At 32.1% G+C, this 24,181-nt stretch carries 24 protein-coding genes and 2 riboswitches; of the genes, 18 read left to right on the forward strand and 6 right to left on the reverse strand.

Annotated elements, in window-relative coordinates; genetic code table 11:
• Positions 1–643: 643 nt before the first annotated feature.
• Complete coding sequence (gene ltrA, locus RR430_RS00415) at positions 644–1,930, forward strand: group II intron reverse transcriptase/maturase (RefSeq protein WP_332508534.1); 1,287 nt, start codon at positions 644–646, stop codon at positions 1,928–1,930.
• Between the two features lie 97 nt (positions 1,931–2,027).
• On the opposite strand, the gene RR430_RS09285 is transcribed toward ltrA, so the two are convergent.
• Positions 2,028–2,432 carry a transposase gene (locus RR430_RS09285; protein WP_442879630.1) on the reverse strand — a complete coding sequence of 135 codons (405 nt, stop codon included), beginning with the start codon at positions 2,430–2,432 and terminating at the stop codon, positions 2,028–2,030.
• 179 nt (positions 2,433–2,611) lie between these two features.
• Positions 2,612–3,289, reverse strand: coding sequence for a hypothetical protein (locus RR430_RS00420; RefSeq protein ID WP_332486384.1), 678 nt, complete (start codon positions 3,287–3,289; stop codon positions 2,612–2,614).
• 239 nt (positions 3,290–3,528) lie between these two features.
• On the opposite strand from RR430_RS00420, the gene RR430_RS00425 reads away from it, so the two are divergent.
• On the forward strand, positions 3,529–3,651 hold the full coding sequence (locus RR430_RS00425) for a hypothetical protein (protein ID WP_332486383.1): 123 nt from the start codon (positions 3,529–3,531) through the stop codon (positions 3,649–3,651).
• 214 nt (positions 3,652–3,865) lie between these two features.
• On the opposite strand, the gene RR430_RS00430 is transcribed toward RR430_RS00425, so the two are convergent.
• Both RR430_RS00430 and RR430_RS00435 read right to left on the reverse strand, forming a co-directional pair.
• Positions 3,866–5,746 carry a glycosyltransferase gene (locus RR430_RS00430; protein ID WP_332486382.1) on the reverse strand — a complete coding sequence of 627 codons (1,881 nt, stop codon included), beginning with the start codon at positions 5,744–5,746 and terminating at the stop codon, positions 3,866–3,868.
• Between the two features lie 69 nt (positions 5,747–5,815).
• Positions 5,816–7,033 (reverse strand): PucR family transcriptional regulator, encoded by a 1,218-nt coding sequence (locus RR430_RS00435; RefSeq protein ID WP_332486380.1) that lies wholly within the window; start codon positions 7,031–7,033, stop codon positions 5,816–5,818.
• Positions 7,034–7,173: 140 nt separating this feature from the next.
• Between RR430_RS00435 and RR430_RS00440 the strand changes: the two genes are divergently transcribed.
• From RR430_RS00440 to RR430_RS00470, 7 genes are all read left to right on the forward strand, one after another.
• A complete protein-coding gene (locus RR430_RS00440) occupies positions 7,174–7,923 on the forward strand; it encodes an SDR family NAD(P)-dependent oxidoreductase (protein WP_332486379.1) in 750 nt (249 codons plus the stop codon).
• A gap of 8 nt (positions 7,924–7,931) precedes the next feature.
• The gene (locus RR430_RS00445; RefSeq protein ID WP_332486378.1) at positions 7,932–8,891 is read left to right on the forward strand and encodes a 2-keto-3-deoxygluconate permease; all 960 of its coding nucleotides are present in this window, start codon (positions 7,932–7,934) and stop codon (positions 8,889–8,891) included.
• Between the two features lie 100 nt (positions 8,892–8,991).
• Positions 8,992–10,278, forward strand: coding sequence for a patatin-like phospholipase family protein (locus RR430_RS00450; protein ID WP_332486377.1), 1,287 nt, complete (start codon positions 8,992–8,994; stop codon positions 10,276–10,278).
• Positions 10,275–10,784 carry a deoxyuridine 5'-triphosphate nucleotidohydrolase gene (locus RR430_RS00455; RefSeq protein ID WP_332486389.1) on the forward strand — a complete coding sequence of 170 codons (510 nt, stop codon included), beginning with the start codon at positions 10,275–10,277 and terminating at the stop codon, positions 10,782–10,784. Before RR430_RS00450 ends, RR430_RS00455 begins: the two co-directional genes overlap by 4 nt.
• Positions 10,785–10,856: 72 nt before the next feature.
• Entirely contained in the window at positions 10,857–12,161 is a 1,305-nt protein-coding gene (locus RR430_RS00460; RefSeq protein ID WP_332486376.1) for a M18 family aminopeptidase, read from the forward strand.
• A gap of 5 nt (positions 12,162–12,166) precedes the next feature.
• Complete coding sequence (locus RR430_RS00465) at positions 12,167–13,030, forward strand: methionyl aminopeptidase (RefSeq protein WP_332486375.1); 864 nt, start codon at positions 12,167–12,169, stop codon at positions 13,028–13,030.
• A gap of 10 nt (positions 13,031–13,040) precedes the next feature.
• Positions 13,041–13,556, forward strand: coding sequence for a nitroreductase family protein (locus RR430_RS00470; RefSeq protein ID WP_332486373.1), 516 nt, complete (start codon positions 13,041–13,043; stop codon positions 13,554–13,556).
• Here RR430_RS00470 and RR430_RS00475 read toward each other — a convergent pair.
• Together RR430_RS00475 and RR430_RS00480 are read right to left on the reverse strand one after the other, a co-directional pair.
• The gene (locus RR430_RS00475; protein WP_332486371.1) at positions 13,549–13,851 is read right to left on the reverse strand and encodes an AzlD domain-containing protein; all 303 of its coding nucleotides are present in this window, start codon (positions 13,849–13,851) and stop codon (positions 13,549–13,551) included. The genes RR430_RS00470 and RR430_RS00475 overlap by 8 nt on opposite strands.
• Positions 13,844–14,545: an AzlC family ABC transporter permease gene (locus RR430_RS00480; RefSeq protein ID WP_332486370.1), complete on the reverse strand. Its 702-nt coding sequence runs from the start codon at positions 14,543–14,545 to the stop codon at positions 13,844–13,846. The genes RR430_RS00475 and RR430_RS00480 overlap by 8 nt, the downstream gene beginning before the upstream one ends.
• 119 nt (positions 14,546–14,664) lie before the next feature.
• On the opposite strand from RR430_RS00480, the gene RR430_RS00485 reads away from it, so the two are divergent.
• The 9 genes from RR430_RS00485 to RR430_RS00525 all read left to right on the forward strand — a co-directional run bounded on the left by RR430_RS00485 (position 14,665) and on the right by RR430_RS00525 (position 24,017).
• Complete coding sequence (locus RR430_RS00485; protein WP_332486369.1) at positions 14,665–16,296, forward strand: putative manganese-dependent inorganic diphosphatase; 1,632 nt, start codon at positions 14,665–14,667, stop codon at positions 16,294–16,296.
• A gap of 175 nt (positions 16,297–16,471) precedes the next feature.
• Positions 16,472–18,112 carry a peptide ABC transporter substrate-binding protein gene (locus tag RR430_RS00490; RefSeq protein ID WP_332486367.1) on the forward strand — a complete coding sequence of 547 codons (1,641 nt, stop codon included), beginning with the start codon at positions 16,472–16,474 and terminating at the stop codon, positions 18,110–18,112.
• Positions 18,113–18,176: 64 nt separating this feature from the next.
• On the forward strand, positions 18,177–19,112 hold the full coding sequence (locus RR430_RS00495) for an ABC transporter permease (RefSeq protein ID WP_332486365.1): 936 nt from the start codon (positions 18,177–18,179) through the stop codon (positions 19,110–19,112).
• 1 nt (position 19,113) lies between these two features.
• Positions 19,114–20,130, forward strand: coding sequence for an ABC transporter permease (locus RR430_RS00500; RefSeq protein WP_332486363.1), 1,017 nt, complete (start codon positions 19,114–19,116; stop codon positions 20,128–20,130).
• Positions 20,131–20,141: 11 nt separating this feature from the next.
• Positions 20,142–21,236, forward strand: a complete 1,095-nt coding sequence (locus RR430_RS00505) for an ABC transporter ATP-binding protein (RefSeq protein WP_332486361.1) — start codon at positions 20,142–20,144, stop codon at positions 21,234–21,236.
• Positions 21,229–22,155 carry an ABC transporter ATP-binding protein gene (locus tag RR430_RS00510; protein ID WP_332486360.1) on the forward strand — a complete coding sequence of 309 codons (927 nt, stop codon included), beginning with the start codon at positions 21,229–21,231 and terminating at the stop codon, positions 22,153–22,155. Before RR430_RS00505 ends, RR430_RS00510 begins: the two co-directional genes overlap by 8 nt.
• Before the next feature lie 165 nt (positions 22,156–22,320).
• Positions 22,321–22,500, forward strand: a riboswitch (cobalamin riboswitch).
• 104 nt (positions 22,501–22,604) lie between these two features.
• Positions 22,605–23,102 (forward strand): ATP:cob(I)alamin adenosyltransferase, encoded by a 498-nt coding sequence (locus RR430_RS00515; protein WP_332486359.1) that lies wholly within the window; start codon positions 22,605–22,607, stop codon positions 23,100–23,102.
• Positions 23,092–23,589: a cytochrome B gene (locus RR430_RS00520; RefSeq protein ID WP_332508536.1), complete on the forward strand. Its 498-nt coding sequence runs from the start codon at positions 23,092–23,094 to the stop codon at positions 23,587–23,589. The genes RR430_RS00515 and RR430_RS00520 overlap by 11 nt, the downstream gene beginning before the upstream one ends.
• Positions 23,586–24,017, forward strand: coding sequence for a hypothetical protein (locus RR430_RS00525; RefSeq protein WP_332486355.1), 432 nt, complete (start codon positions 23,586–23,588; stop codon positions 24,015–24,017). Before RR430_RS00520 ends, RR430_RS00525 begins: the two co-directional genes overlap by 4 nt.
• A riboswitch (cobalamin riboswitch) is annotated at positions 23,984–24,178 on the forward strand. It overlaps the preceding gene by 34 nt.
• Positions 24,179–24,181 lie beyond the last annotated feature (3 nt).

Genomic DNA, 24,181 nt, shown 5'->3' on the forward strand with positions numbered 1-24,181 from the left:
TCATAGTCAATGTTTTATTTATTTACATTGTCTACTTTAGAGTGATCTTATCAAAACGGTTTTGCTTTTTTTTTTTTTTTTTTTTTTGGTACGCCAAGCATGGCGGTAAATCTAGGTGGTGAAAGTCCACTGTGGGGGTAATCACCGTGATAGCCAACCACTAGCTAAAGTCAAGGGTGTCCATCGTGAGGTGGAATCTGGAGGAAGATGAAGGCAAAACTCTGGTCTGAGGAATACAAATCACATCAGGCTTGTAACAGAGGGCGAATGTGCCAAACAACATAAACCCAAAATATCACGGATGTACTGTTATAAGTAAATGTGGCAGATGGATGGAGTGAAAGATTACTGACCTTATCTTGGGAGGTCTTGCATTCTGTACCAAATATTTGCAGTGATGCAAAAGTGGGATGCAAGAAGTCAGCAGAAGTCGTAGTAGTGTAGAAGTTTCCCCATAAAGGGCACCTAAAGGTGTGTAATGGAAATGGAGCGAAGGACAGAACAGATTTATCAGTTATTGAAGTAGTGATTGAAACATCATACGAAATCATGGGAAAGTGAAAAAGCTAGAGCCACGGAAACGAGAAAAGGAAGAACTGGAAGCTAGTATGATGAAAGACGAAAAGAATGGAGGTAACGAAGTGTGACAACTGAAAGAAGTTTAATAGAAGAAATGCTAAGGGATGAAAATCTTAATCAAGCATATCTTCGAGTAGTGCAAAACAAAGGTAGTGCAGGAATTGATGGAATGGAAACCAAAGATTTAAAGGATTACCTAGGTGAGCACACGGAAGAAATCAAAGAAGAGATACGATTAAAGAAATACAAACCGAGTCCAGTTAAAAGAGTGGAAATACCAAAACCTGATGGAGGAACTAGAAATCTAGGAATACCAACAGTAATGGATAGATTTGTCCAACAGGCAATCGTTCAAGTACTAACGCCAATCTATGAGCCAAAGTTTAGTGAAACAAGTTATGGCTTTAGACCAAATAAGTATTGTGAGATGGCGATTATAAAAGCACTTGAATATATGAATGATGGTTTTGAATGGATAGTGGATATTGATTTAGAAAAGTTCTTTGATACGGTAGACCATGACAGATTAATTTCACTAGTGATGAAAGATGTAAAAGATGGAGCGATAGTATCGTTGATACGTAAGTTTTTAGTAAGTGGAATAATAATTGATGATGAATTTAAAGAGTCAGTTATAGGAACACCACAGGGAGGGAATTTGTCGCCATTACTAAGCAATGTTGTGCTAAATGAATTGGATAAAGAGCTTGAAGCACGAGGATTGCGTTTTACAAGATATGCAGATGATTGCATTATATTAGTTGGTAGTGGTAAAGCAGCAGATAGAATAATGGAAAGTGTGAGTGCCTTTATAGAAAAGAAACTGAAACTAAAAGTCAATATGACAAAAAGTAAAGTAAGCAAACCAACTGAAATTAAATATTTAGGATTTGGGTTTTATAAAGATAAGTATTCAAATATGTATAAAGCACTTCCGCATGAAAAATCAGTACAAAAACTAAAAGTAAAACTTAAAGCATTAACATCACGAAGTTGGTCAGTGAGCATGGAATATCGATTACTTAAAATTAAGCAGATAATCGTTGGATGGGTAAATTATTATCGTATTGTGAACATCAAAATGAAATGTGTAAAAATTGATAATTGGATAAGATTTCGATTACGAATGTGCATATGGAAGCAGTGGAAAAAGATATCAACAAAATTAAAAGCTTTAGTGAAACTAGGGATACCCAAAAGAAAAGCATGGGAGTGGGCAAATACTCGAAAAGAATATGCAAGAGTAGCGAAATCAATTATTATGACACGCTCTGTAACCAACCAACGGCTAAAACAAAAAGGACTAGTATCGCTACTAGACCAGTATCAGTTGAAACATATTTTAGTGTAAATTTGAACCGCCGTGTGCCGAACGGCATGCACGGTGGTGTGAGAGGTCGGTAGATAAATTAATTATCTACCCCCTACTCGATCGAACACCAAACAGATTATTTCTTATAAGGACCTCTAGGATCTATTTTGATTTTCTTGGAATGACACTCGCTATTTAATGAGAAATTAATTGTTTTATTGAAACAGTAGAGAGCACGGCATCTAAGTCTTTGAAAATTGCGAACTCCATTAGAAACAAGCTCAATCTTATCGATCCTACCATTCATATTTTCCATAGGTCCATTACTTATTCTTCGGTTAAGTACAGTATGAAATGAGTTGAGAATATATTCTTTGTATTTAACTAGCATTGAAGCAATAGGAATAAATTCTATGATTTCAGACTTGGTAAAATCTTGGATCAAAATATCTAAGAAAGCAGGAGCATCTCTTAATAGATGATCTTTTTTAATACCTAAATTACGTAAGAAAATATGAAAAAAAAGATAATTATTTATCAATATTTTAATGAAATAAAGTCAATTTTAATTAATAAAAAATTATTGAAATATACCGGAAAAGTAAATCCATATGATAATGTCATCATGTAATCTTTCTGTAGAACATTAAAAAGGAGCTCATTAATGACGCACATTACGCACATCTAAAACAAGTTCAACATTTGATAATTTCAATGTTGCTAATTGCGGTATTGATCCAAGATATTAGAATAAAATGAGTCTTCTTTGTTCGTTTGTTGAAGAGTATAATTATTTTCGATATATTTTACTGTTGTTTCAAGATATTTCACTAAAATATCAGTGGGGAAAGACTTTTGGAAATCACAAGTACTTTGATCAAAACAAGATAGCATCACTTCATTGTATTCATAATAGTATTCAACTAAAAAGTTATGAATTATACTGTGAGCGGTACTGTAACCATACCTTTTTTTGATTTTCTCATTACCACAGTTATCACCATCATAAACATTTGTTAAATAATAGTATGTACATCCATTGAACGAAAGATAGTTTTCTTTAAAATCAAATACTTCCAAAAATCGTCCCAATTCTAAATCACCAAAATATTTTACGAGTTTGAATTCATTTAAATTCAATACTTCATAGTCATCAGGACCTTTATAGATAAGGAAAATGTTTGTTTCAATTTCTTTAACCCAGTTATATTTGTTTAGGTTAACATAGTACTGAATAGGATCTTCATTAAGACTATCAAAAATATGAGTAGGTTCAAAAGTAGGTGTAGGAGTTGCTTCAAGAATATCTGGTGATGGTATAGGGGTTTTTTCTGGATTGTTCTTTACATTTGTTGAACATGAAGTAAGTAACAGTAACATAATTAATAGAAATTTCATTAAGTTTACCTCTTTTATTTATATTAACATAGTCATAAATCAATATAAAGATATCTCAATTCATATTTCTGTATTTCATTAGTAGATATTATATATTTAAATAAAATTTTCAAATGAACTATCATATGTGATTAAATGCTAGATTCAGTGAGGAACTAGTAAGAAGTTAATAATAATTAATTGTATATTATTCATGTAAGAAGTAGCGCGAAAATTACAATGAAAAAGGAGAAATTTATATGGCAAAAGTTTTAATAGACGATTTACTTAAATACAATCAGTGGACAATAACGCAAGCATCTCAAACACAACTAAATACAGCGTATTACTCAATAGAAGGCGGATATTCTTGGGATTTATAGTTTTAAGAATTTGTTGATGTATCTTGTTAAAAATTAAAATAATTCGATATATAAAGATGCAAAAGTAGATATGTATAAATAATAGTCTGTGTTGAACACAGGTTCTAATTAATGATTTGCTAATTCATCTAATGTGGTTGTATTTAGCAGGTAATATAAAAAAGTAGGATGAATTGGTATCGAAGATACTAGTTCATCCTTTTGTGTAGGTCAGTTATTCGGTATATTGTTCGCAAAAATTAACTGGCTTATGAGTATATAATTTCATGCTGTAAAACTTAGATAATTTATCAGCTTCTTCTGGGTTTAAGTTTTCAAATGTGAAAACAGCATTTGATCCGTTTAATGAGATGCATCGTGCAGATATTTTGATATTATAATTTAATATTTCGAAAATATATATATCGTTAAGTTTGAACATCGATGATGTATTTTGATCAAGATCACACATTCTAAAACCATTATAGTTAAAGCGGTTTATTTTGAAAACTTGGTCATTGTATGATACGGATTCGTCGATTATGATGCTTAATGCATCGGCATCATTAATGACTTCTCTAGTTTTAGCGGCTGAAATAGCAAATATTAATCCATATAGATTGAATATAGACCATCCAATTGATAATATTAATCCTAATGAATATGCTGAACCGCTAAATACTTTTATTAATCCAATGATAACGGCAATAATTAACCATATAGTTAATATAATATGTGGCATTACTGTTTTGTAATCAAATTTAGTGTCATAAGATACTTCTTTTTTAGTTACTTTAAATACTTTTTCGTGTATAAATAATTCTTTAATTATTGCGCTAGCGTGAATAGGAGCTACAAAACTATCATAAATATGAGAAGTAGATAATGTTCTTATGTTAGGTATATATAATCTAAATGAAAGTGTAATTAACAACAAAGGTGGTATAAAAAATAATAAGAATGATTTCAAATTTGAATTTACAATGAATATACCAAATATTAAGAATAGTGATGGAACAATCATGTATATTAGTTTTTGGAATGAGGTTAACCAGTAGAATAATGCATTATAATAACATAACTTTTGTTTAATAGATAACCCTTTCATCTTAAATGGACTATGGTGTCTAAATACTTGCATAGCACCTCTTGCCCATCTTTGGCGTTGTGCTGCTAATTCATGGACATTATAAGGAGTAATACCTAATGCATATACTTCATTGATATAAATAGTCTTAAATCCATTTTCTTGAAGTAATAACCCTGTTGCCATATCTTCGGTAATACTATCGGTAGGAATGCCACCAATTTTTTCAATGGCGCTTCTTCTCATAATAGAATTTGTTCCAATATGAATTAAAGCATTGTTTCTAGCTAATGCAGGTTCAAAAAAACGCATAAATAATTCTTGCTCATTATATAAAGAACTATTCATAAGTTGGAAAGGATCTTTATTGTAAAATGCTTGAGGATATTGTACCAATGCAACATTTTCATCTTTAAATTTTGTAATAGCACGGAACATAAAATTCTCTTTGACCATGAAGTCGGCATCTAAAACAACAAAGAATTCGCCGTTTGTTTTACTTAATGCATAGTTAATATTTCCAGCTTTACCATGTTCATTTGTAGGTCTTGAAATATAGTAAAAGCCAAATTTACTACATAATGATTCAAGTTCAGAACGATGTCCATCATCACATATAAATATTTTTTTATTTGGATATGGTAATACTTTTGCGATATTAGCGGTTGCCAGTACAAGTCGGATATCTTCATTATATGTGCATATAAAGAAATCCACGCTTGGTGTGAAACTTGTATCTACGTATATATTAGTTGTGCATATAGGTGAATAATCATGGATTAATAAAATGAAAAGAGAAAATACAATTAATCCTATAAGTTCCGCTATAAAGAAGATAATTCCAACAAAGATTGATATTGGAGAATTAAATGGCAAAGTGAAAAATCCACGCCAAAAAATGTAGGTCACAAGTATAGCTACCGAGAAGTATGCAAATAATTTTTTTGCGGTAGGGTAGCGATGTGCCAAGTAGTAAAAAACTAAAACAAAGGCTATAAATATAGATAAAATAAACAATGTATCTTTCATAATGATACCTAATCTTGCTTTCTATTTTTATATTATTACTAGTGGCTTAAATATGCAATTGTAGTGATTTTAATCAAGATTATACTTGTCTTCAATGATTTGTAATATAGCACATGAAAATAATAATTCATTGGTTAAGTGGCTATCACTGATTTCTATTTCGAGCAGTTCTTTGATTCTTTGTATACGGTAATTAACAGTGTTTCTGTGAATAAATAAGACCTCTGCAGTTTCCTTGACACTGTGATTAAACTCTAAATAAGTTCGAAGAGTTTTGATATATTCAGTGTCTTCTTCTTTCTCTTGGGTGTATAGATGATAGAGTTTTTGGTTGCAATAGTACGGTAATTCACTGATGTCAAATTTGCTTAATAGGTCAAACTGCTTAATTTGATCATAGTAAATAATAGATTCTTTTTTTAGTAAGAATTTACGGAAATAGATAGATGATTTTGCTTCTTTTATATAATGCTTAAATTCGTATAAGTCATGAAAAGTATCGCTTACACCCATAATTAATTCTTTTTTATTTAGATAACTATCTAATTTTTTGTTATATAAAGAATCTTTTATTTTGGCTAAATCTATTAATATTATTAATAATTGATTATTGATGATGATTGTTGACTTTGGAAAGAATGATAAGATTTCATTTTTAAAATTGTCTTCCCTTGCGTTATAGGATGTAAAATGTTTTAAATCAACACAGGCAACTTGATATTGAGTTTGAATATTTACATTACAACTAGATACGCGGTCGATAAAGTGTAGTTTATTAATGAAGGAATCATTTGATAACTCAAATAATATTTCTTCGAAAGTTGCGGCATGATTAGTATAATCACGATGATTAAAGGCGATTTCTTTTGCTAATAGACTTGCTACTAATAGATATAATGAGTTATCTACTTTGTCTAAACAATCGTTAACATCGGTTATATTTAAGTAACCCATTATTTTTCCTTTATATATCATTTTAAGAAAACGTCGAGTGTATTTGCTGATTTCTGTTACGGTAATGCAATCGATGTGTTTGGTGTGGTCAACATGTTGATTCCAATTGTTTAGTGTAGCACCAAATTCTAAGGTGATATATCCTCTTTTGGTAGCATTTGTCCAAGCACTATCATCTACTGTAAATGTCTTTGAATAAGCAATTATATTATATGAATTGCTGATGATAACAAGTGGGTTATTAAGAAGATGGGATGCAATGTTTACTAACTCACCAAAGTCTTCTCCCTTAATTGCAGCTTCAATTAATTGATCCTTTTTACTTAATTTCATAGTTTTAGCTCCTTGTGCTGTTAGCACAAATTATACACTAATTCTTATGCTAGATAAACATGTTAATTAATTAACAACTAACATATAATCAATTTGTGATTTAAATATCAAATGATTGTACAATTTAAGGAGGACAAAACATGTTTGATTTTAGCAACAAAGTAGCCATTATTACAGGAGCTGCACAAGGTATTGGTAAAGAAACTGCTAAAGGAGTTATTAATGGCGGTGGAAAAGTTGTAATTTGTGATATCAATGAAGAAATTGGAAATGCAACTAAAAATGAATTTGGTGATTCAGCATATTTTTACAAAATTGATTTAGGTGATAGTAAAAATATAAGAGAAGTTATTGGTAAGATTCTTAAAGATTTAGACCATGTTGATGTATTGATTAACTGTGGTGGAGTTATTAGTAAGAATTCATTTGAAAATATCTCTGATGAAGAATGGGAAAGAACAATTCGTATTAATTTAACAGGTACTTTTGCTACGTGTAGTGAAATATTCCCTTACTTCAAAGATAAAGGAAAAGGTAGAATCGTTAATATATCATCTGTTGCTGGTAAAATTGGTGGTGGTTTATTAGGTACTGCTGCATACGCAAGTAGTAAAGCTGGCGTTAATGGTTTAACTAAAGCTATCGCTAAAGAAGGTGGTAAATATGGTATTAGTTGTAATGCTGTATGTCCATCATTTACACATACTAGTATGACAACAAGTTTACAAGCAGATGCAGAAAAGAATGCAAAAGTAATTAGTATGATTCCATTAGGACGTGCTGCTGAACCAGTTGAAATTGCTCAAATGATTTTATTCTTTGCATCAGATGCTGCAAGTTTCGTAAATGGCGAAATTGGCGATTGTGATGGCGGAATAGTATTAGACTAGGTGAACATATGAAAAACTTTAAAATTCCAAGAATACCAGGAGATACGATTGTATATCCGATGATTATTGGTGTGTTGCTTAATTCCTTTGTTCCTCAAATTTTAAACATTGGCGGATTTTTCACAAGTGTTAAAAGTGGTACAGGGGCCCTAGTAGGTGTCTTCTTATTCTTCCTAGGTGCTAGTTTAGATATTAAAAGTACACCTAAAGCAGTTAAAAAAGGTGCTGTAATTATTATTACAAAAATTGCTGTTGCTGTAGCTATTGGTTTAGCAATTGCCTTTATTTTCAATGATAGTTTCTTAGGTTTATCATCTCTAGCTGTTATTGGTGGTATTTCAGTAGCCAATAATGCTTTATATTCAGGTATTACTGCACAATTTGGTGATGATAGCGACAAAGGTGCTGTTGCGATTACTTCACTAAGTGTAGGACCTACAGTAACGATGATTGTGCTTAGTAGTGCAGGCTTGGCAAGTATTTCGATAGGACCAATTATTGGATCAATTCTTCCTCTTATCCTAGGTCTAGTACTTGGTAGTTGTTTCCCCTTCCTTAAGAAGGCACTTTCAAGTTGTGTAACTGGTTCAATCATCGTTGTTGGTTTTGCATTAGGAGCTAACATGAGTATTGTTCAATTATTCCAAGGAGGACTTTCTGGAATTCTATTAGGAGTAATTACTTCAGTTGTAGTTGGTATTATTACAATTGTAATGGATAAAGTAACTGGTGGTAGTGGTGTGGCAGGAGCGGCTATTTCAAGTACTGCTGCAAGTGCAATTGCTAATCCAGCTGCATTGGCAGAAGTAGATGCTGCATATCTTGCAATTGCACCAATTGCGACTTCTCAAATTGCTGCATCAGTAATTATTACTTCTTTCTTAACTCCAGCTATTACAGGATTTATCTATAAACAAAATCAAAAGAAATTAGCTAAAAAAGAAAGTTTAACACAAGCAATAAATTAATGAATTACTATTTTAAATACAAGTCTATGTCATAAGATATAGGCTTTTATTATGACTAAACATTGATACTATTGTATAATATTAATAAGAGGTGTATACAATGAAAAAGGCAATTGCGTTGGCAGGTGGCGGAACTAAAGGTGCTTATCAAGCGGGATTTGTGAAGGCTATTCAAGAGTTAGGAATTAAGTATGACATTGTTACTGGAACTTCGATAGGATCTTTAAATGGAGCACTACTTGTACAACATGAAGAAGATCGTTTAATAGAATTGTGGAAGCAAATGAATTATTCAAGGGTACTAGCAAATCAAATTCCAATAAAATTAAATATCGATGAATTTTTAAAAGAATCAAACCGTGTAACATCGTTTTTTAAGAAATATATGCAAGAAAAAGGTGCAGACATTACACCATTTAAAGAAATGATTCATGAGTATTATAATGAAGAGAAATTTTTATCTTCTAATATAGATTATGGGTTAGTTACAGTAGAGTTTCCATCATTAAAGCATCACTATATAACTAAAGAAATAATGAGAGATGGCAATGGTGAGAAATATTTATTAGCGAGTGCATCATGTTACCCAGCATTTCCTAAATGTGAGTTAAATGATTACTTATTTATTGATGGTGGATATTATGACAACCTTCCAATAGAATTAGCGTTGCGTTTAGGTGCAGATGAAGTTATTGCGGTTGATTTAGATGATAAACCAATTCATAAGCAATTTGTAAATAAGCCAAATATACTTTATATTCGTCCAAGTTTTTCGTTAGGATCATTTTTAGATTTTGATCCAAAACACATTACCCAAAATATACTATTAGGATATTTTGATACAATGAAAGCATTTAAGAAATTAGATGGTGTACGATATACTTTTTATCCATTGAGTGAAGTACCTGATATGTTTAATAGCTTTTATTTAAAACTACTAATCTTTGATCATAAGTTAAGTAAATCAGCTTTAGTATCAGATGAAGATGCTGTATCAACCCGATTATGTAGAAATAATAATCGTAGTTATTTAACAATTAAAGAAATGAATTATGCATTAATGGATGATATTATGTCGATAATGCAAATGAGTCCATATGAATTATATAAAACAGATGATGTAATAATGAATATTCATAAAGAATTTGAAGCACCATTTAATTCGAATTATGAAGTGTTACCAGAATTAAATGTTAAGGAATTAGTAAGTGCGTTAACTAACTTAAGTAAAAAAGATATAATTTGCAAGTTATTACATTGTTTATTATATCCAGAAACAAGTAAGATACCACTACATTTGATTCTTAATGTATTTGGGTATGAAACGGCAATAGCGTTATGGATTATAACTAGTAAAGGGATGGAGTTAAAATGGCAGGAACTATGAATAAAGTAGCAATGTTTGAGAAAGTAAGTTTTGTGCAGTTTAAAAAAGATTGGCAAACTTTGTATCAAGATAGTGATGAGAAAATAAAAGAAATTTATGAGAAGATTAAACTTCCTCAAAGAGCTACTAAAGGATCAGCAGGATATGATTTCTTTTTGCCAATTGATTATCTTTTTAAACCTAAAGAAAAAATTAAAATACCTACAGGTATACGTGTAAGGATTAATGAGGGTTGGGTACTACAATTATTTCCAAGAAGTAGTTTAGGTTTTAAGTATGGGTTAAAGCTTAGCAATACAGTTGGAATTATTGATTCAGATTATTATAATTCTGATAATGAAGGACATATGTTTATGTCAATGGTTAATGATAACGATGAAGGGTTATCAATAGATTTGAAGCAAGGTAATGCTATAGTTCAAGGTATATTTGTACCGTTTGGTATAACAATTGATGATGCTGCTGATGGTATTAGAAATGGTGGATTTGGTAGTACTAATAAATAAACTAATTGATTATCATTTTAATAAAATGCTGATTAGTGTAAAATAGTCTTAATAGAAAAGGGGTTTTGGTATATGGATAAAATACAAGAGATGTTAACGTTTATTCAATCTTCACCGACTTGTTATCAAGCGGTGGATACAATAAAAAAAGAATTGGAAAAAGAGGGGTTTATTGAACTAAATGAAAACGAATCTTATCATATTGAAAAAGGAAAGAAGTATTTTGTAACAAGAAATTATTCGAGTATACTTGCGTTTAAAGTAGGCCAACGCTTAAATGATTTGAATTATCAAATAGTAGCTTCACACAGTGATGCTCCATCATTTAAACTTAAACCAAAAAACAAAAAGAATAATAGTGGATTTGAAGTAATCAATACTGAAGTATATGGTGGTCCTATTTTCAATACTTGGCTAGATCGTTTGTTAAGTGTTGCGGGAAGAGTATTGGTTAAAGAAGAAAATGGAATTGCATTAAAACTAGTTTTTATTAAAGAACCAGTTTGTTTAATTCCTAATCTTGCTATTCATATGAATCGTGGTGTCAATGAAGGGGTTAAGTTAAATCCACAAATTGATTTATTACCAATGTTATCTAAAAACAAAGACTTTGATTTAATGGATATCATTGCATCAAACTGTAATGTAAATAAAGAAGATATCTTAGATACTGATTTATTTTTATACCCTGTTGATAATGGTTATGTGTGGGGTGATAATAAAGAGTTTGTATCAGTGAATCATTTGGATGATTTGCAATGTGCTTATACAACATTACAAGGTTTCTTACAAGGTGGACATGAGGATACAATTTCGGTTTATTGTTGTTTCGATAATGAAGAGGTAGGTAGTGGTACAAAACAAGGTGCTGATTCTACTTTCTTGATGGATAATATTAAGCGTATTAATGCAGGTCTTGGACTTAATGAAGAGAATCTACAAACAGCGTTAGCATCTAGTATAATTGTATCGGCAGATAATGCTCATTCTATTCATCCAAATCATCCAGAGAAAGCAGATCCAACTAATGTTGTATCAATTAATGAGGGTATTGTATTAAAATATAATGCAAATCAAAGCTATAGTACAGATGGATTATCAGCAGCAATTTTTAGAGAAATGTGTAAAGATGATTCAGTGAAATTTCAAACATTTACAAATCGTTCTGATGAACGAGGTGGTGGAACATTAGGTGCTATCAGTACTTCTCATGTAAGTATCCTGTCGGTTGATATTGGTTGTGCACAATTAGCAATGCATTCAGCATTAGAAACAGCAGGAACAAAAGATACAGAAATGATGATTACAGCATTAGAAAAATATTTTAGCTCTCATTTAGTACGTGGAGCTGGTTATCAATATAAGATTGAGAGGTAGAAGTTGTGGAAGACAAAGACATGTGTTGGTGTGGTAGTGGTAAGCCTTATGATGAGTGCCATAAACATATAGACGAAAAGATTGAGATGTATCGTAAAAGAGGATGTGAAGTTCCTCCTCGTAGTTTAATAAAAACACCGGCACAAATAGAAAAGATAAGAGAAAGTGCAAAGATAAACACGGCAGTACTTGATCATGTAGCAAAACATATACATGAAGGAATGAGTACAGAAGAAATTGATGTATTAGTATCTGAATTTACAAAAGATAATGGAGCAATTTGTGCACCATATCAATATCAAGGATACCCAAAAAGTGTGTGTACTTCCATTAATGAAGAAGTTTGTCATGGTATACCTAGTAGAATCAAAAAATTACAAAATGGCGATATAGTTAATGTCGATGTTTCAACTATATTAGATGGATACTTTAGTGATGCATCAAGAATGTTTTGTATTGGTGAGGTAAGCCCAGAAAAACAGAAACTAGTAGATGTTACAAAGGAATGCTTGAAAATAGGTATTGAAGCAGCAAAACCTTGGGGCTTTGTTGGTGACATAGGAGAAGCTATAAGCAAGTATGCTCATCAACATGGATACTCTGTTGTTAGAGAGTTAGGTGGGCATGGGATAGGAATAGAATTCCATGAAGATCCATTTATTTCTCATATTGGTAAAAAAGGAACAGGAATGTTACTTGTACCAGGTATGATATTTACTATTGAACCGATGATTAATACTGGTGGGGCAAATGTAGTTGTAGATCGTTATAACGGTTGGACAATCTATACAGCAGATGGAAAGCCATCAGCACAAGTTGAACATATGATTTTAATAACTGAAGAGGGTTCTGAGATATTGACTTATTAGGAGGTTATGTATGGATGATTTAAGAAAAGCAATATTTGAAACACGTAGAAGTATAAGAAGTTTTGAACCAAGACAAATCTCAAATGTAGATTTGCATGAAATGCTTGAAGCAGCTCAATTAGCAGCAAGCGCAATGAATGAGCAAGCGTGGTTTTTTACTGTAATTCAAAAAGAAGAGGTTATACAGGAGTTAGCTTTACTTGCGACAGGTATTGAGGAAGCACCTTATTATAATGCACCTACAGTAATCGCATGCTTTGCAGCTGATGATGCTATTGCACCAGTTGAAGACTGTACATTAGCAATCGCTAATATGATGTATGCTGCAGTACTAAATGATTTAGGTACATGTTGGATTCATTCTACTAAAGAAGTGTTTAATAATCCTAAATATGCAAAATTAAAAAAAGCATGTGGAGTACCTGATGGTTACACATGCATAGGATCTTTAGCGGTAGGGTATCCAAGAAATGAAAGTCCTAAACCAGAATCAAGAAAACAAAATGTGTTTTCTATTATTAGATAAAACGTTCTACAATAAATACAACAGCACAAGCATAGAGGGCTACCGTAAGGAGTCCTTTTTCTTTGTATGCAAGAACTAATGCAGTAATTAATCCAGCGATTGCTGAAATAGGAGATGCGGTGGAATTAATAATTGCTGGGAATGTCATTGCACTTAATACTGCATAAGGCATATAGAATAAAAAACTTGAAATCCATTTATTTTTAATTTTACCTTTAATAAATATTAAGGGTATTACTCTTAATAAATATGTTGTACCTGCTGTAACAAGTAAATAAAGTAAGAAATTATTCATATTCATTTACCTCCACTGGGAAAAGTGAAGCACTTATTGCCGAGGCAATTATTGTACAAAGAATTATAGAAAATCCACCAGATATAAAGTTAAAGAATGGAATATAAGCGAACAATGAACTTAAAACAACTGATATTAATATAGTAAAGGCAACGGTTTTAACTTTCTTGGCAACGGGTAAAATAATGGCAATAAACATACCGTATAGTGCAATTGAAAAGGCGGATTGTAACGATGCTGGTAATAATGAGTTAAAAGTACCACCAAGAAAAGTTCCTAGAGTCCATCCTATTATAGGGGTAGTCATTAATCCAAGCATATATGTAAAGTGATTAGGTTCACTTTGTGATTGAGCAACAGCATATATTTCGTCGGTATTACCAAATGCAACAATGCATTTTTCACTTAATTTCATTTTAGAATCTAGTTTTTGAGATAATGACACAGACATCAATACATAACGAAAATTAATAATTATTGTTGTAAGAAACACTTCAAATACTGGGGCATTAACACCCATCAATTGAATAGCTGCGAATTGACCAGCTGAAGTAAGATTAGCTAATGATAGAAGTGTAGCTTGTATTGTGGATAGACCTTGAGCGGTAGCCACCATACCAAATGTAAATGATACTGAAAGGTATCCTAAACCAATAGGTAGACCGTTTTTTAATCCCTTTTTAAATCGTTCCATTCTTATCACCTTGAATTAGTGTAACGCGATGAATTTTAAAGTTCAAGTTAATTTGCTAATTATTTGAAATTGTACTGTATATCAAGTAAAATAAAGGTACTGTAGAAAAGGTGAAAACAATGGATGATAAAGTATATGTAGTAGGACATAAAAATCCTGACTCAGATTCAATATGTTCAGCGTTGGCGTATGCTAATTTAAAACGACAATTAGGGGAAGATGCAATTGCATGCAGATTAGGACCTTTAAATGACGAAACAAAGTATATATTAAAGCGATTTAATTTAGAGAATCCTTTACTATTAAAAGATGCAAGAAGTCAATTAAAAGATATTGAAAAAGATAACGCAAATTTGATTAATGAATACAATACGATGAATGAAGCTTGGAGTGAAATGCTTGGAGCTAGTAATAGAAGTCTTGTAGTTGTAAATGATAAGGAAGATTTAGTAGGGATATTATCTACATCGAATCTAGCAATGACCCGTTTGATGTTGCCAGAGGAAATCGAATTTTTAATGCGTTCAACCAACCAAGAATCTATATCTAAAACTGTAAATGGCTCAATTGTTCATCAAGCTAGTGGATTTGTATTGAGTGGTAAAGTATTTATTATTACATTATTGAATATGGATAATTTCAGCGATAATTTGGTTGGAAGCATATGTATTATGTCTGATGGAATATTGAAGCAACGTCAATTAGTTGAAGGTGGAGCAAAATGTTTAATCATTACATGTAGTCAAGATGTAGATGATTCAGTTTTACGTTTAGCAAAGGAAAACGATTGTGCAATTATACAAACAAGTTGGGATACAATGAATGTAGCTAAAGTTATCAATGAAGCATTCCCAATAAGAAGTATTATGACACCACATGCAATGACATTTAATGAAAATGAATTTGTTGATGATGTGGCTAAAAAGATGATGAATACTCGTTTCCGTAGTTATCCTGTATTAAACGATGACGGTAAGATTGCAGGAGCTGTATCTCGTTACCATTTGCAAAATTATCGCCGTAAAAAATTTATTCTCGTTGACCATAGTGCAAGAAATCAAGCTATTAATAATATAGAAGAAGCAGATATTCAAGAAATTATTGATCATCACCATATTGGTAATATTGAAACTGACCATCCTATTTATTATCGAAATCAACGATGTGGATGTACAGCAACGATTATTTCGCAACTATATCAAGAAAATGGTGTTACTCCTGATGAACAGATGGCAGGGATATTATTAAGTGCTATTATTTCGGATACATTGCATTTCAAATCAGCTACAACTACTGAACTTGATAAAAAAACAGCGATGTGGTTAGCGGATTTAGCTCATATTGATGTTGATGTATATGCGATTGAAATGTTAAGTGCATCAGTGGCATTAATAGAAGCTACACCATCGCAAATACTTAACCGTGACTTAAAGAGTTATGATATAGGTAAATATAAGTTAGGTATTGGACAAACTAATTACCATAACATAGAAGATTTGCAAAAAATTCTTCCAGAATTCAGAAAAAATCTTGAATTAGAGGTACAAGAAAAGAAATTAGATTTGCTTGTAATGATGTTTACACATGTTATGGCAGAGGGAACAATGTTCGTGTACAGCGGACCATTGTCTTATATTATGAGCAATGTCATGAATACTCAGTTTGATGAAACTTCAGGTTATGACCATGATATCATTTCTCGTAAACAACAACTTATGCCAAAATTATCTTCAATGTTAAAGAATATTTAGTTGATGAAATCTCACTTAAAAAAGGTGGGATTTTTTATTTTGAAGCGAAATGTAACAACTTTCATTGAAAATAATGTAAAATTTACCAAAATTAATGTAAAATGTTTCATTTTTTCTTGACACTGGAAAAGCACAAGGCTATACTTGGAACATATTTTGAGAGGGGGACTAAAAAATGAAGAAACTCAAATTATTGATTGTTTCTACCCTGGTATTTGCTCTCGTTGCTGGATGTTCATCAAAGCCGGCTACAGAAGGTGGTACTGAAGGTGGAAATACAGGTGGTACAGGAAATAACAAGATTGTCGTTGCTACGGATACAGATTTATCAACGATGGATCATCACATTGCTACTGATGGTACTTCCTTTATTGCACAAACTTTAGCATTTTCTGGTTTAACAGAATTAGATGAAAACAACATGGCAATCCCTGAGATTGCTGAGACATGGGATATTAGTGAAGATGGTACAGTATATACTTTCCATTTGGCAGATGCTAAATGGTCAAATGGTACACCGCTTACTGCTAATGACTTTGTTTATGGATGGCAACGCTTAATTAATCAAGAAACAGCTAGTGAATATGCATTCATTCTTTCTACTATTACACTTAAGAATGCAGATGCTGTTGCAGCTGGTGAACTACCACTTGAGGAATTAGGTGTTAAAGCACTTGATGATAAAACTTTAGAAGTAACTTTGGATGCACCATGTGATTTCTTACTTGGTTTATTAGCATTCCCAAGTTTCTTCCCATTGAATCAAGAGTTCTATGAATCACAAGGTGATCAATATGCTACATCACCTGCTAACATGATTTACAATGGACCATTTGTTATGACTGATTGGACTGCAGGTAACAGTTATTCATTTGCAAAGAATAATGACTACTTCAAAGCAGATACTATTGAAGCTGAAGGAATCGATTTTAAATTTATCCAAGATACTCAATCTGCAATGCTTGAATATCAAAGTGGAAACTTAGATGTTGTTAAATTAAATGGAGAACTTGTTGATGCGTATAAAGATCAAGAAGGATTTACAAACCGTTTACAAGGATATTTATGGTACTTATCACTTAATTTTGATGTACCTGAAATGCAAAACGCTAATTTAAGAAAAGCTATGATGTATGCAGTTGATCGTGAAACAATTGCTGCTAATGTATTAAAAGATGGATCAGTTGCTGCTGATGGAATTATTCCTATTCAATTAGCTACTGGACCTGATGGCACTGAGTTCCGTGATACTGCTGGTAAGATTACTTCTTATGATCCTGCTAAAGCATTAGAATACTATGAAAAAGCAAAAGCTGAATTAGGCAAAGATGCAGCAATTACATTATTATTTGAAGATACAGAAGCAAGTAAATCAGTTGCTGAATATATTCAAAACAATTTAGAAACAAACTGTCCAGGTATTACAGTAACCCTTGATAGTAAACCTAAAAAGACTCGTCTACAAATGATGCAAAATGGTGAATATCAAGTTGCACTACACCGTTGGGGACCTGACTATGCTGACCCTCAAACTTATTTAGATTTATTCTTAGTTGGGGCATCAAATAACTATGGTAAATATGAAAGTCAAGCATATCAAGATTTAGTTCTTGAAGCTACACAAGGTGAATCTGCAAAGGATTCTCAAGCTCGTTGGGATTTACTAGTACAAGCAGAAAAAGTATTAGTAGGTGATGATGCTGGTGTAATTCCAGTTTACCAAAATGGTGGAGCAATGATGATTAATCCAAACGTTACTGGAGTTGAATTCCATAGCGCTGGGGTTGATAGCTACCGTCATATGGCAAGAAAATAAAGTTATGTAGAATAGAGCGAGGTTTCTCGCTCTATTCATTTAAATTAAAGAAAGGGGCAGGGATATGAGTAAATATATATTAAAACGAGTATTAATAAGTTTAGCTACATTAATTGTTATATTATTTGTACTGTTTTTGATGTTAGAATTCATGCCTGGATCACCTTTTAATGATGAAAAATTAACAGAAGCTCAACGTATTCTATTGAATGCAAAATATGGTTTAGACCAACCATTCTTTGTACGCTTCTTTAATTATGCAGGAAATATGTTAAAAGGAGATTTAGGAGTTTCATACGTTATTAATAAAAACTTTGCGGTAACTTCAATGGTAACAGATCGTTTATTTGTTACGATTAGAATAGGGTTACAAGCCATGATTCTTGGAAGTGTAATTGGATTGGTTCTAGGAATTATTGCTGCTTTAAAACACAATACATGGATAGACACCTTGTGTTCGGTAATATCAATTATAGGGGTAAGTGTTCCATCTTATGTATTTGCACTAGGATTAGCTTATTTTGTGGGATATAAAATGGGATTGTTCCCAATTTTATATAACCCTGCAATACCAGAACAATCGTCAGTATTGCCAACAATTGCATTATCATTGTTTACAATAGCAAATGTTGCGCGTTTTACGCGATCTGAAATGATTGATGTATTAGGATCGGATTATATTCAATTAGCACAATCAAAAGGTATCAAAGAATGGAAATTAATTATTAAACATGCTTTAAGAAATGCGCTTATTCCTATTATCACTGTTATGGGACCATTACTTGTAGGATTACTTACAGGTTCAATGGTTGTAGAAAAGATATTTGGTATACCAGGACTTGGAAGTTTAATGGTGCTCGCTATTCAATATAATGATTACAATGTTGTTATTGCATGTGCTTTTATCTACTCAGCATTGTATATATTCACAATGTTAATTGTTGATATTTTATATGGAGTAATAGATCCAAGAATTCGTGTAGCAAAGGAGGGATCATAGTATGACTCAAATCAAAGATATTGATTTTAAGGAAGATGATTTCACGTTTGCTCATGAGAGTAATGAAAAAATAATAGATAAAACTTATAATACATCATCATATGCAAAAGATGTATGGTCACATTTTATTAAAAATAAAGGTGCAGTTATTGGTGGAATAATAATTATCTTAATAATTGTAATGGCAATTATTGGCCCTTATTTAAATGAACATACCTATAAATCAATTATTATTCAACATCAATCACTTACTCCAAGAATTCCATTTATAGAAAACTTTGGAATTTTTGATGGATCATTTCATGGCAAGAATATGTATATCGAAAAAGGATTTCAAGATATATATTATTGGTTTGGTGCTGATACACAAGGACGCGATATCTTTACACGTGTGTGGGAAGGAACTCGTATCTCATTAATGATTGCTGTTACAGCAGTATTTATTGATATATTTATTGGAATGGTTTATGGATTAATTTCAGGATATTTCGGTGGGAAAGTTGATATGGTTATGCAACGATTTGCAGAAATATTAAATGGAATTCCAACACTTGTAGTTGTTACATTATTAGGACTTGTATTACCACAAGGTATTACCTCAATTATCTTCGCCTTAATGATAACAGGGTGGATTGGAATGAGTCGAATTGCGCGTGCGCAAGTTCTTAAACTAAAAGAACAAGAATTTATATTAGCGTCTAAAACTTTAGGTGCTAAAAACTTTGCGATTATATTCAAAGATATTTTACCTAATATATTTGGTCAAATTATTATTATGAGTATGTTCTCAATTCCCAATGCGATATTTACAGAAGCATTCTTATCATTCGTTGGTCTAGGAGTACCCGGACCTATGGCATCACTTGGATCATTAATAGCTGAGGGATATAAATCAATGACAATATATCCACATATGATGATGAGTGCAATTGTTGTGTTAGCGTTATTGATGCTTAGTTTAAATTTATTTGCTGATGGGTTACGAGATGCATTTGACCCAAAAATGAAACAAATGTAGGAGGAATCGATATGACAGAGAAAAAGAATAAAAAAGATCGTGTATTATCGATTCGTGATTTAAGTATTTCGTTTGAAACAGGTTCAGGAGTAGTAAATGCTATTCGTGGAGTTCGTTTAGATTTATTTCGAGGAGAAACGATTGCGATAGTAGGTGAATCTGGATCTGGTAAATCAGTAACTGTAAAAGCTATTATGGGTATTTTAAGTAGTAATGGTAAAGTTGATGAGGGATCAATCATCTTTAACTATAAAGATAAAGAAGGTAATGAAAAATCAGTAGACCTAGTACAAATGAGTCCAAAACAAATTCGTTACCAAATTTGCGGTAAAAAAATTGCAATGGTATTCCAAGATCCAATGACATCACTTGATCCAACTATGACTATTGGTAAACAAATCATGGAAGGTATGATTGAACATGAAAAAATATCTAAAGAAGAAGCTAAAGATAGAGCTCTTAAACTACTAGAATATGTTGGAATCGAATCACCTGAGAAAAGAATTAATCAATATCCACATCAATTATCAGGAGGTATGAGACAACGTGTTGTTATTGCTATTGCATTATCATGTAATCCAGATATCTTGATTTGTGATGAACCAACAACAGCATTAGATGTTACTATTCAAGCAAAAATCTTAGAATTAATAAAAGCTGTACAAGCAGAAAAAAATATCTCGGTAATTTATATTACTCATGATTTAGGGGTAGTAGCAAAAGTAGCGGATTATGTAGCTGTTATGTATGCAGGTAAGATTGTAGAAAAAGGAAATATTAATGAGGTTTTCTATGATCCACGTCATCCATATACATGGGGGCTATTAAGTAGTATGCCTGATATTGATACAGATAGCCATCGCTTATTTGCGATACCAGGAACACCACCCAATTTATTAGAAAAGATTAAAGGAGATGCATTTGCTCCTAGAAATCCATTTGCACTAAAAATAGATTTTGAAGAAGAACCTCCAATCTTTGATGTTGGTGGACAACACCGTGTATGCAGTTGGCTGTGTGATCCAAGAGCACCTAAAGTTGAGATGCCTGAACAATTACGTATTAGAATTGAAAAAATGAAGAAGGAGGATTTAGCTAATGGATAACATTACTCCTTTATTAGAGGTAAAGAATCTAAAACAATATTTCAAGATTAGTAGAAAATATACAACGAAAGCAGTAGATGGTATTAGTTTCTGTATTTATCCTGGAGAGACTTATGGACTAGTAGGTGAATCAGGATCAGGGAAGTCAACTACTGGCCGTTCGATTATCCGTTTGTATAATCCAACGGATGGTGAAGTAATATTCGATGGAAAGAAAATCAGTGGTAAATTAAGTAGTGATGAAGAGAAACATTTACGAATTAATATGCAAATGATTTTCCAAGATCCAATGGCATGCTTAAATCCTAGAAAAAAGGTAAAAGAAATAATAGCACAAGGCTTAGAGATTAATCATCTTTATAAAGATCAAAAAGATCTTAATGATAAAGTTGATGCAATACTTGAACGTGTTGGATTATCAAAAGAACATGCTACTCGTTTCCCACATCAATTTTCAGGGGGTCAAAGACAACGTATAGGGATTGCACGTGCGTTAATTATGAATCCTAAGTTAGTAATAGCAGATGAAGCTATATCAGCCCTAGATGTTTCTATACAAGCTCAAGTAGTTAATCTTATGAAAGATTTACAAGATGAGTTGGGTACAACATATTTGTTCATAGCCCATGATTTATCTATGGTTAAATACATTAGTGATCGTATAGGTGTTATGCATTTAGGTCACATTGTGGAGACAGGTACAACTGATGAAATATTTCAACATCCAATCCATCCGTATACTAAATCACTTTTATCAGCTATACCACATCCTAATCCAGTGGTGGAAAAGAAACGTGTTGCCATGGTCTATGATAAGGACAAAGAGGGAGTAGATTATACAAAAGGTAAGCTTTTTGAGCTCTCTAAAACACATTCTGTTTTAGCAACAGATGAAGAATTTGCTCGTTGGAGTAAATAAAGCATAAAACACATGCGGTCTAGCGTGTGTTTTATTATGATTATTTTTGAAAATATATGATCAAAAATTATGTAAAAAATTTACATTTGCCTATATAAAAGGCTTTTTAGGTTGTGCAAAAAATAACTTGAGCATTACCTCTTATCAACTGAAAAAACTGTGCTATAATGACACTAACAATTAGGTGAAATGTTATAACTTAATAGGGAATAGAGTAAATCTCTAGCTGCCCCAGCAACCGTGATGTGGACAAGATTTTCAATTAACCACTGTGCTTTATTGCATGGGAAGGGAAAATCGAGGATGATACTAAGCCGGTAGACCTGCCTATTGTTGTGTTACGAATCTTCTGGGTGAAAGATGTCGACGGTTTAAACATGACAATGTTTATATACCTTCAAATCGCTCATTTTAGAAGAATGAGTTTTTATTTGGAAGGGGGAAATATGATGGATAAACGTGCTTGTGCGTATTCGTTTTTGTATGAGAGTTCATCTCTATGTGATTATGAAATTGCTACTGATGAATTAGCATCACAAACAGGTTTAGCAATGCATTATGTAAAACATTCAGATTTGAGTAAGTTGGTAGAACTTATTTATCATGCGAATGGTTCAATGCGTGCTAAAGTAGCGATAACGGATGAGGATATTCGATATCTTTCAAGGCTCTATGATGAATATGTAGAGATGGTTGGTGATCTTAAATATTTTGTTATACCAGAAGGATGTTTAGGAGCATGTCACCTACATTGTTTGCGTAGTAAAACAAAATCAATTATTCGACTTATTCATAAAATTGATCAAGAACCTAATAGAGAAAAAAGACAAATCCTTCATGATTTCTTCAATATGCTTTCAAATATATTCTTTTATATGGCATTGGTTGAAAATAAAAACGAACAAATAAATGAAATTAAATTTGTTTCGAAAAGTTATGACTGTTAAAACATTGACAAAGATTGCGATAATGGCAAGTATCCAAAGTGCAATCTTTACGATATTTTCACAAATATTGTACTTAGAAGGAATCACGTTTACAGTTTGTTTGTTTGCTTGTTCGTTTAAAAAGAATGAAGCCGTATTAGCGTCATTTATCTTTGGGATGGTAAATATGTTGATACAGGGAATAACTATATGGTCCATGATGTATGTCGTTATATATCCACTATATAGCTTAATTGTTTCAACTCTTAAACCATTATTATTGAAGAACTTAGGATACATGGTCTTTGTATGTGGATTGTTATCATTTGCTACAGGACAATTATTAGATTTACCATTTATCTTATTTTCTAAGGAAGTTACAATCTTTTATATTTTATTAGGATTGAAAACTTCAATAATACAAGGGTGTTTAAGTGCGACGATGTGTTTATTGATTTTTGAACCATGTCTTAAAGTATTAAATAAAATTGAGGGAGAATACGCATGAAAAAGAAGATTTATATTGCGATAGGTATAATCGCTATCGCTGCATTAGCAATTTTTGGGTTTAATCAATTAGCTCCAAAACAAACACCAGTAGAAGGTGCTAAAGCGATTAATATCGTAGTTATGGATTCAACACAAGATAACAAAGAGTTATATAAAGGAACGATCCATACGGATGCGGAAACATTGGGTGATGCTCTAGTAGAAGCAAAAGATATTAAGATGGTTACAGAAGAAAGTGCATATGGTCGTTATATTGTAGCGCTATGTGATGTATCACAAGGATCACAAGAAGCAGGACCTTGGTGGTTATATGAATCAGATAATAATGAATCATGTAAAGCACAAGGAATGTGTATGGGTATCGATGAAACAGTAATTAAAGATGGAGATAATTTCACTTTTAATTTGACAGCTGATTTCAACTAATAAATTAAACGCAAAAGAGACAGGAATCTAGTGAAAATCTAGAACTGACCTAGCAGCCGTGAAGGGGACGAAATTCAAAATGCCACTGTAGTTTTTTCTATGGGAAGGTGAAAAGTAGGATGAACTTAAGTCGAAATACTGTCATGCAAACTAGGTTTCTCTTT

The sequence above is a fragment of the Anaerorhabdus sp. genome, assembly GCF_036641015.1.
Taxonomy (GTDB): Bacteria; Bacillota_I; Bacilli_A; order Erysipelotrichales; family Erysipelotrichaceae; genus Anaerorhabdus.